Raw genomic sequence first — 9,395 nt, 5'->3', positions numbered from 1 at the left:
CCGCCCTGCCCACCCTGCCCACCCTGCCGCGCCCGCCCCTGCCTGCCGAACTCCTGCCCGGCAGCCTGCGCCAGCGCATTGCCCAAAGCCTGGCAGACTTCCGCATTCCGGACTTCACGGTGCCAACGGCACTGGCCAGGCTGATCTCGCGCCTGCCGCAGCAGCCGCCGACGCATGCCCTGATCGCAGCGCTCAACCTCGCGCTTGGCCGCATCCTGCCGCGCGACACGCTGGCACCGCTCGGCGGACGCCACCTGCAGATGCGCGTACTCGATGCCGGACTCACGCTCGATTTCAGCCTCGGCGAGCGCGGCTTCCGCCGCGCCGTTCCAGCTGCGGGACGCAAGCCGGACCTGGTGATCTCGGCCACCACGCGCGACTTCATCGCGCTCGCACTGCGCGAGGAAGATCCCGACACGCTGTTCTTCAGCCGCCGCCTGCGCATGGAAGGCGACACCGACCTCGGCCTGCTGGTCAAGAACACGCTCGACGCGGTGGACTGGGACAGTCTGAAGGCGCGCCTGGGTCTGCGCGCACGCTGAGTCCGGCAACGGCGCGCGCAGCGCACTTGTGCGCTAAGCTTGGCGCCCGCCCGCATGCGGGCAGCCGCCTCACTTCGCGTCATGCCTTCCGAATTCGACCTCATCCAGCGTCACTTCACTCGCGCCACACGGCACACCGCGCTCGCCGTCGGCGATGATGCCGCCTTGCTGCAGCCGCGCACGGGCATGCAGCTCGCCGTATCGACCGACATGCTCGTGTCGGGCACCCATTTTTTCGCCGACACCGACCCCGAAGATCTCGGCTGGAAGACCCTGGCGGTGAACGTCTCGGACATCGCAGCGATGGGCGCGGAACCGCGCTGGGCCTTCCTTGCGCTGTCCCTGCCAGCTGCCGACGAAGCCTGGATCGAGGCTTTCGCGCGCGGCTTCTTCGCCTGTGCCGATGCGCATGGCGTGGACCTCGCCGGTGGCGACACCACGCGCGGGCCGCTCACGCTGTCGGTCACCATCATCGGCGAGACGGCCGCCGGCGAGGCCGTCACCCGCGACGGCGGTCGCGCCGGTGACGACCTGTGGGTATCGGGCCAGCCCGGCCTGGCTGCACTCGGGCTCGCCGCCCTGCAAGGGCGGACCAGGCTCGACGCAGACGGCCGGCGCGCCTGCATCGCCGCACTGCAACGCCCACAGCCCCGGCTCGCCCTCGGCCGCGCGCTGCGCGGCGTGGCCAGTGCCATGCTGGACGTCTCCGACGGCCTGCTCGGCGATCTTCGCCACATTCTGGAACGCTCGCACACCGGTGCGCTGATCGAAACCGCGGCGCTGCCGCTGGCCCGCCTGCTTGCAACCGGCGCCGACCCGGTCTTGTGCAGACACTGCCTGCTCGCGGGGGGCGACGACTACGAACTGCTTTTCTGCGCCGCCACTGCGCAACGTGACACCGTACGGGCGCTCGCCACAGAGCTCGAGTTGCCCGTGCACCGCATCGGCAGCCTCACCGCTGATAGCGGCAGCATCCACATGCGCGAAGCCGACGGCACGCTGGCCCCGCTCGCGCCCAGCGGCTACGATCACTTTGCCTGATGTACTGCGACCATTTCGCCAGAATCAATCCCTCCTGGTACGCAAGCACGCGTCGAACAACACAGATCGGATCACGAGATGCGCCCCACTCTTCGCCTGATGATGAGCCACCCCGCCCACTTCATTTCCCTGGGTTTCGGCTCCGGCCTGTCGCCCTGGGCGCCGGGAACCATGGGCACGCTGCTCGCATGGGCGCTCTACCCGCTGATCCGCGTCCCACTGTCCGAGTTCGTGTTCCTTGCCCTGCTCGCAGCCCTGTTCATCGCCGGCGTGCTGGCCGCCGAGCGCACGGGGCGCGCACTCGGCGTGCCCGACCACGGCGGGATCGTGTGGGACGAAATGGTCGCCACCTGGCTGGTGCTGGCCTTCACGCCGCCAACCCTGCTCTGGCAGGCGGTCGCGGTGGCCTTGTTCCGCTTCTTCGATATCGTCAAACCGCCCCCCGTACGCTGGGCCGATCGCAGTTTCAAGGGCGGCTTCGGGGTGATGTTCGACGACCTGGTCGCGGCCGGCTATACCCTGCTCGCACTCGCCATCCTGGTTGCCATCGTCGGCGCGTAAAGCCATGACCGACACCGAACTCGACACCCTCGCCCAACAGGTCGGCCAGGCGCTCGGCGCACGCAGATGGCAGTTGGCGACCGCCGAGTCCTGCACCGGCGGCTGGATCGCAGAGGCCGTTACCGCGATCGGCGGCAGCTCGGCCTGGTTCGACCGCGGCTTCGTCACCTACTCCAACGAAGCCAAGATCGACATGCTGGGCGTATCCGCCCACACCCTCGCAACCCAAGGTGCGGTCAGCGAGGCCACCGTTCGCGAGATGGCCGCCGGGGCACTTGATCGCAGCATCGCCACGGTCGCCGTCGCCGTATCCGGCATTGCCGGCCCCAGCGGCGGCAGCCCGGCCAAGCCCGTGGGCACGGTGTGCATCGGCTGGGCCTTGCGCGCCGGCGAGCAAAGCGCCCTGACCCTGCATTTCGCCGGCGATCGTAGCGCCGTGCGCAGACAGACCGTGATCCGCGCACTGCAGGGCGTACTTGCACTGGCGCACTGACGCACTGACGCGAGCCTGCCCCGTCCGCTTCGGCAACTCCGCCGTTTGCTGTATTTTCATACACGTCTTAAACTAGCGGCATCAGGCGCGGCCGTCCGCATGCCTGCAATCTTTGTGCCATAATCCGCCAATCACACAGGACGCACCTCCATGGACGACAACAAGGCCAAGGCCCTCGCCGCCGCGCTCTCCCAGATCGAAAAGCAGTTCGGCAAAGGGTCGATCATGCGCATGGGCGACGGCAACGTCGAACGTGACATCCAGACCGTCTCCACCGGCTCGCTCGGCCTCGACATCGCGCTCGGCCTCGGTGGCCTGCCGCGCGGCCGGGTCGTCGAGATCTACGGCCCGGAATCCTCGGGCAAGACCACGCTGACCCTGCAGGTGATCGCCGAGATGCAGAAGCTGGGCGGCACGGCAGCCTTCATTGACGCCGAGCACGCGCTCGACGTCGGCTACGCGGAGAAGCTTGGCGTCAATATCCAGGACCTGCTTATCTCTCAGCCCGACACCGGCGAGCAGGCGCTCGAGATCGCCGACATGCTGGTGCGCTCCGGCGGCGTGGACGTGGTCGTCGTCGACTCCGTCGCCGCGCTCACCCCCAAGGCCGAGATCGAGGGCGAGATGGGCGACCAGCTCCCCGGCCTGCAGGCGCGCCTGATGTCGCAAGCGCTACGCAAGCTCACCGCCAACATCAAGCGCACCAACACGCTGGTGATCTTCATCAACCAGATCCGCATGAAGATCGGCGTCATGTTCGGTAGCCCGGAGACCACCACGGGCGGCAATGCACTCAAGTTCTATGCCTCGGTGCGCATGGACATCCGCCGCACCGGCACGATCAAGAAGGGCGACGAGGTGGTCGGCTCCGAAACCCGAGTCAAGGTCGTCAAGAACAAGGTCTCGCCCCCCTTCAAGGAGGCCCACTTCGACATCCTCTACGGCGAAGGCATCTCGCGCGAGGGCGAGATCATCGATCTGGGCGTGACACACAAGATCGTCGACAAGTCGGGCGCCTGGTATGCCTACCAGGGCGACAAGATCGGCCAGGGCAAGGACAACTCACGCGAATTCCTGCGTGCGAATCCGACGCTTGCGCGCGAAATCGAAAACAAGGTCCGCGTCGCCGTCGGCCTGCCCGAACTGCCGCCAGCGGCACCGACAACGGCCACGGAAAGCTGAGCCAAGCCAGGACACCATGGGCGCCCCCAGCCTGCGCGAACGCGCGCTTCGCCATCTTGCCCGCCGCGACCACTCGCGCGCGGAGTTGGCGCGCAAGCTGGCCGCCCACGGCGAGACTGACGAGGTGCAGGCAGTGATCGAGCGCATGGGCGAGCTCGGCCTGCAGTCCGACAGCCGCTACGCCGAAGCCTACGTGCGCACCCGCGCCAACCGTTTCGGCGGCAGCCGGCTGCGCAGCGAGCTGGCGCGGCGCGGGATCGACCGTGAACTGATCGAGGCAACACTCGCCACGGAGTGCGTAGAATCGGAACTGGAGCGTGCCCGCGCAGTGCTGCGCAGCCGCTTCCAGGCGGCCCCGGCGGATGCGCGCGAATGGGCACGCCAGGCCCGTTTCCTGCAAACCCGCGGCTTTGCACCCGAACTGATCCGCAAGCTGCTGAAAGAACCCCGCGATGAGTCTGCTTAAGGTCTCCAGCCTGCAAAAGCGCTACAAGGCGCGCACCGTGGTCCACGACGTCGGCTTCGAGGTCGGTTCGGGCGAGGTCGTCGGCCTGCTCGGCCCCAACGGCGCCGGCAAGACCACCTGTTTCTACATGATCGTAGGCTTGGTCCGTGCCGACGGCGGCCAGATCAACCTCGACGGCACCGACCTCACCCACCTGCCGATCCACGCTCGTGCGCGTCTGGGCCTGTCCTACCTGCCGCAGGAGATGAGCGTCTTCCGCAAGCTCACCGTGGCCGAAAACATCCGTGCCGTGCTCGAGCTCCAGGGGCTCGAGGCGCACCAGGTGAAAACTCGGCTCGACGAACTGCTGCTCGAGCTTGGTATCAACCACCTGCGCGACAACACCGCCGTCTCACTCTCCGGCGGCGAGCGCCGACGTTGCGAGATCGCGCGCGCACTTGCAACCGACCCGCGCCTGATCCTCCTCGACGAACCCTTCGCAGGGGTCGACCCGATCGCGGTGATCGACATCCAGAAGATCATCCGCTTCCTCAAGGAGCGCGGCATCGGCGTGCTGATCACGGACCACAATGTGCGCGAGACGCTCGGCATCTGCGATCGTGCGTACATCATCAGCGAGGGCCGGGTACTGGCAAGCGGCGAACCGGCCGAGATCATCGACAACGAAAGGGTGCGCCAGGTTTACCTGGGCGAGCATTTCCGCCTGTGAATCCGCGCGCGCGTCGACAGCGATGAAACCAAGCCTCCAGCTCAAGCTCTCCCAGCACCTTACCCTGACGCCGCAGCTGCAGCAGTCGATCAAGCTGCTGCAGCTGTCGACCATCGAGCTGAACCAGGAGATCGAGCGCTTCCTGCTCGAGAACCCGATGCTCGAGCGCAGCGACGGCGACGGTGTCGAGTTCGTACCACCGCTTCCACCGGGCAGCCCCCCCGAACACGAGGCCAGACAGCAACAGGCGAACACCCCCGAGGCGCCAGCCAGCGCTGCGGACAGCGACGCCGGCGACCATGCCGACCATGGCAGCGCCGACGAAGGCATGGACTGGTCCAATGTCGGCAGCGGCGCATCGAGCCGCAGCGAGGACGACGACGACGTCGATTACCAGGAACTGCAGGCGGCCGGCGTCTCCCTGCGTGAACACCTCGACCAGCAGGTGTCGCTGTCGCCGCTGTCAGACCGCGACCGCGCCCTCGTGCGCTTCATCATCGAAGCCTTGGATGACGACGGCTACCTTCACCAGCCGCTCGATGAGCTCCTCGAACTGCTTCCGGACGATGCCGACGTCGATGTCGATGACCTGAGCATCGCGCTGCGCCACGTACAGAACCTCGAGCCCGCAGGCATCGGCGCGCGCAGCCCCAGCGAATGCCTGTCGCTGCAGCTCCGTACCCTGCCGGCTTCGGCGACGCGCACGCTCGCGCTCGAGATCGTCGACAAGCACCTCGAGCTGCTCGCCGAGCGCAACTTCGTCAAGCTCAAGAAGCTGACCGGCTGCGACGACGAAGCCCTGCGCGCCGCCCATGCCCTGATCTGCAGCCTCGACCCCCACCCCGGCTCGCGTTACTCGAACGCCGAGACGCGCTACGTACTGCCGGATGTGGTCGTACGCAAGCTGCGCGGGCGGTGGACGGTCAGCCTGAACCAGGAGGCAATGCCGCGTCTGCGCATCAACCGCCTGTATGCCAGCCTGCTGCAGCAGAACCGCGGCCAGGGTGGCGGCCTGAGCGGACAGTTGCAGGAGGCACGCTGGCTGATCAAGAACGTGCAGCAGCGCTTCGACACCATCCTCCGGGTGTCCCAGGCCATCGTTGACCAGCAGAGGCAGTTCTTCGATCATGGGGAGGTGGCAATGCGGCCACTCACCCTCCGGGAGATCGCGGACCAACTCGAGCTGCACGAGTCCACCGTGTCGCGCGTGACCACGCAGAAGTACATGGCGAGTCCGCGCGGGGTGTTCGAACTCAAGTATTTCTTCGGTAGTCACGTCGCCACCGACACCGGTGGAGCGGCCTCGTCCACGGCGATTCGCGCGCTGATTCGCCAACTGGTCGACGCCGAGGACAGCAAGAAGCCGCTGTCCGACGCCAAGATTGCCGAAGTCCTTGGCCAGCAGGGTATCGTGGTCGCACGGCGCACGATCGCCAAGTATCGCGAATCCCTCAATATCCCGCCGGTCAGCCTGCGCAAATCCATCTGACAAAAACAGGAGTCAACATGAATCTCAACATCACCGGGCGCCACGTCGAAGTCACTCCGGCCATTCGCGACTACGTCACCTCCAAGCTTGATCGCGTCATCCGTCACTTCGACAACGTCACCAGTGTCGCGGTGATCCTCTCGGTCGAGAAGCTCAAGCAGAAGGCCGAGGTCACCCTGCACGTGCGCGGCAAGGACATCTTCGTCGAAAGCGATGATGCCGACCTGTACGCGGCCATCGACGCGATGACCGACAAGCTCGACCGCCAGGTGCAGAAGTACAAGCAGAAACTGGCCGACCACAACCACGAGACGATCAAGCACCAGGCCCCCGAAGCCTGACGCTTTCGTTTCAGCCCCACGTCCGGGGTATGGTTATAATGCGCCCGTTTCCAAGACGCGGCGCCAGCATGCCCCGGGACGGCCGGTCGCACCCTGCGACCGGAATGCCTGCGATATTGCGCGAACCCTCCAGCGAATGAGCCTGATATCCCAACTCCTGCCACTGTCCAATGTGGTGGTCGACCTCGACGCGAGCAGCAAGAAGCGCGTCTTCGAGCAGGCGGGCCTGCTGTTCGAAAACAATCAGGGCATCGGGCGCAGCACCGTGTTCGACAGCCTGTTCGCGAGGGAGCGCCTCGGCTCCACTGGCCTCGGCCAGGGCATTGCGATTCCGCACGGGCGCATCAAGGGTCTCAAGGAGGCGGCAGGTGCGTTCCTGCGCCTTGCGAGCCCGGTGCAGTTCGACTCGCCCGATGGCCGCCCGGTGAACATGTTGTTCGTGCTGCTGGTCCCCGAGCAAGCCAACGAGACCCACCTGCAACTGCTCTCCGAGCTGGCTCAGATGTTCAGCGACCGCGGCTTCCGCGAAGCGCTGCAAGCCGCGCCGGATGCGGACCATATCCACCAGATGTTCATGAACTGGGGCGCCGATGCGGCAGACCAGCGTCGCGCGGCTGTATGAGGCGCATCGCGACAACCTGCAGCTGAACCACATCAGCGGCAACCTCGGCGCGAGCCTCGCGGTCGCCGAGGACCGCATGTGGCCTGCCGATCTCGTCGGCCACCTCAACCTCATCCACCCCACACGGCTGCAGGTCATGGGCGCGGCGGAGCTCGAATGGGCGCGCCGCCAGTCAAACGACAAGGTTGCTCACCACCTCAACGAGATCTGCTCTGCGCACCCGCCAGCCCTGATCGTCGCCGACGGCTGCGAAGTTCCCAATATCGTGCATGGGGTTTGCGTGGCACACGACGTCGCACTGTTCAGCGCAGCCCACCCATCGGCAAGCGTGATCGACCAGTTGCGGCTCTACCTGTCGCGCGAGCTGGCGGAGAAGACCTCGCTGCACGGCGTGTTCATGGATGTGCTCGGACTGGGCGTACTGATCACCGGCGACTCGGGTGCAGGCAAATCGGAGCTCGCGCTGGAGCTCATTTCCCGCGGTCACGGCCTGGTGGCCGATGACGTCGTCGAACTGTCGCGCATCGCTCCCACCGTGCTCGAGGGGCGCAGCCCAGAGATGCTGCAGGACTTCATCGAAGTGCGCGGCCTGGGCATTCTCAACATCCGCACCATCTTCGGTGAAACGGCGTGCCGCCGGAAGATGCGGCTGCGCCTGATCTGCCACCTCGAGCGCCGCCAGCCGGGCCCCGGCGATCCCAGCCGCCTGCCCTTGCAGCAAGAGGTCCAGGACATCCTGGGCGTTGCAATTGCACGCGTCGTGCTGCCGGTTGCGGCTGGCCGTAACCTGGCTGTTCTGCTCGAGGCTGCGGTGCGCTCGACCATCCTGCAATTGCGTGGCATCGATTCGACCCAGGACTTCATCGAACGCCAGACGCGGGCGATGACGCCGCCGGAAGACTGATGCAGGCGGCGCGATGAGAACGCCGATACGCTATCTGCTGATCACGATCGGCATCCTCATCGCGCTCGTCGCTGCACTTGCCGCCTGGGTCGCACTGCGCTTCGACGCCAACGACCACCGCGAGCGCATCGCCGCCGAGTTCATGCGCCACACCGGTCGGTCGCTGCAGATCGATGGCACCCTGAATCTCTCGTTCCATCCATGGCTGGGCATCGAGGCAAGGGACGCCGTCCTTGCCGATGCGCCAGGCTTCGGCGACGCCCCCTTTGCCCGCATTGCCAGGCTGCAGGCCCGCGCACGCCTGTTGCCACTGCTGCGCGGCGAACTCGACATCGACCGCATCGCCATCGACGGCCTCGCCCTCAAGTTGGTGCGTGCGGCCGACGGGCGTACGAACTGGTCGACGGTGGACGCGGACACTGCGGGGAGTGCGCCAGCCGCAGCGCCCCGGGGCGACACCGCGACGACGGCCGGCGCACTCGCACTCGCGATTGGAGGCATCGACATCCAGGGGGCGAGCGTGTCGTGGACCGATCTCCGCGACAACACCCAGCTGCAGCTCACCAAGCTCCAGCTTCAGGCAAGCGAGATCAGGCCGGGAGCACCCTTCCCGCTGCAATCCAGCTTCACGCTGGGCAGCAGCGGGATGAGCGCGCCCATGGACATCGCAATCGACTCGCGTGTCCGCATCAGTCCCCAGGACGAGGTGATCGAGCTATCGGACCTGTCGGTGCGCTTCGGCCGTAGTGACGGCATTCGGCCCCAGGGGCAGATCGAAGCGGCGCTGCGCGCAGACGCCGACTCGATCGTGCTCGAACGGTTGCGTGCCATCGTCGACGACACCCGGATCGAAGGCCGCGTTGCCGTCACCGAGCCCACGCGCCCCGCAATTCAGTTCGATCTCGACATCGACAACCTCGACCTGGACGCCTACCTGCCCGCCGGCGCACAGGTCGCGCCCGCCCCGGCCGGCGCCGCAACCGCGGCAGCGCGCAACCCCAGCGCGCTCGTCACGCTCGCTGCCGACGGCCGCCTGCGTGTCGGC

At 66.7% G+C, this 9,395-nt stretch carries 12 protein-coding genes; all 12 read left to right on the top strand.

Annotation, left to right across the window (positions count from 1 at the left end):
* Positions 1-5: 5 nt before the first annotated feature.
* Positions 6-542 (top strand): ubiquinone anaerobic biosynthesis accessory factor UbiT, encoded by a 537-nt coding sequence (gene ubiT, locus C662_RS19090; protein ID WP_037985139.1) that lies wholly within the window; start codon positions 6-8, stop codon positions 540-542.
* Between the two features lie 81 nt (positions 543-623).
* The gene (thiL, locus tag C662_RS19085; RefSeq protein WP_198291916.1) at positions 624-1,583 is read left to right on the top strand and encodes a thiamine-phosphate kinase; all 960 of its coding nucleotides are present in this window, start codon (positions 624-626) and stop codon (positions 1,581-1,583) included.
* Positions 1,584-1,661: 78 nt separating this feature from the next.
* A complete protein-coding gene (locus C662_RS19080) occupies positions 1,662-2,144 on the top strand; it encodes a phosphatidylglycerophosphatase A family protein (RefSeq protein ID WP_198291786.1) in 483 nt (160 codons plus the stop codon).
* A gap of 4 nt (positions 2,145-2,148) precedes the next feature.
* Complete coding sequence (pncC, locus tag C662_RS19075; RefSeq protein ID WP_002933654.1) at positions 2,149-2,637, top strand: nicotinamide-nucleotide amidase; 489 nt, start codon at positions 2,149-2,151, stop codon at positions 2,635-2,637.
* 150 nt (positions 2,638-2,787) lie between these two features.
* Positions 2,788-3,819 carry a recombinase RecA gene (recA, locus tag C662_RS19070; RefSeq protein WP_002933652.1) on the top strand — a complete coding sequence of 344 codons (1,032 nt, stop codon included), beginning with the start codon at positions 2,788-2,790 and terminating at the stop codon, positions 3,817-3,819.
* 16 nt (positions 3,820-3,835) lie between these two features.
* Positions 3,836-4,285 (top strand): recombination regulator RecX, encoded by a 450-nt coding sequence (gene recX, locus C662_RS19065; RefSeq protein WP_002933650.1) that lies wholly within the window; start codon positions 3,836-3,838, stop codon positions 4,283-4,285.
* Entirely contained in the window at positions 4,272-4,994 is a 723-nt protein-coding gene (gene lptB, locus C662_RS19060) for an LPS export ABC transporter ATP-binding protein (RefSeq protein ID WP_002933647.1), read from the top strand. The genes recX and lptB overlap by 14 nt, the downstream gene beginning before the upstream one ends.
* 22 nt (positions 4,995-5,016) lie before the next feature.
* Positions 5,017-6,483: an RNA polymerase factor sigma-54 gene (locus tag C662_RS19055; protein WP_002933644.1), complete on the top strand. Its 1,467-nt coding sequence runs from the start codon at positions 5,017-5,019 to the stop codon at positions 6,481-6,483.
* A 17-nt stretch (positions 6,484-6,500) separates the two neighbouring features.
* Positions 6,501-6,824: a ribosome hibernation-promoting factor, HPF/YfiA family gene (hpf, locus tag C662_RS19050; protein ID WP_002933639.1), complete on the top strand. Its 324-nt coding sequence runs from the start codon at positions 6,501-6,503 to the stop codon at positions 6,822-6,824.
* A 136-nt stretch (positions 6,825-6,960) separates the two neighbouring features.
* Entirely contained in the window at positions 6,961-7,446 is a 486-nt protein-coding gene (gene ptsN, locus C662_RS19045) for a PTS IIA-like nitrogen regulatory protein PtsN (RefSeq protein WP_002933632.1), read from the top strand.
* Positions 7,415-8,350, top strand: a complete 936-nt coding sequence (gene hprK / locus C662_RS19040) for an HPr(Ser) kinase/phosphatase (RefSeq protein ID WP_002933626.1) — start codon at positions 7,415-7,417, stop codon at positions 8,348-8,350. Before ptsN ends, hprK begins: the two co-directional genes overlap by 32 nt.
* A 13-nt stretch (positions 8,351-8,363) precedes the next feature.
* Positions 8,364-9,395, top strand: a 1,032-nt coding sequence (locus C662_RS19035; protein WP_002933623.1) for an AsmA family protein, incomplete at its 3' end; no start/stop codon positions are given.

The sequence above is a fragment of the Thauera sp. 28 genome, from assembly GCF_000310145.2.
GTDB classification, from domain to species: domain Bacteria; phylum Pseudomonadota; class Gammaproteobacteria; order Burkholderiales; family Rhodocyclaceae; genus Thauera; species Thauera mechernichensis.
The sequence above is the reverse complement of the archived record's forward strand: the minus strand, read 5'-3'. Positions and strand labels throughout refer to the sequence as shown.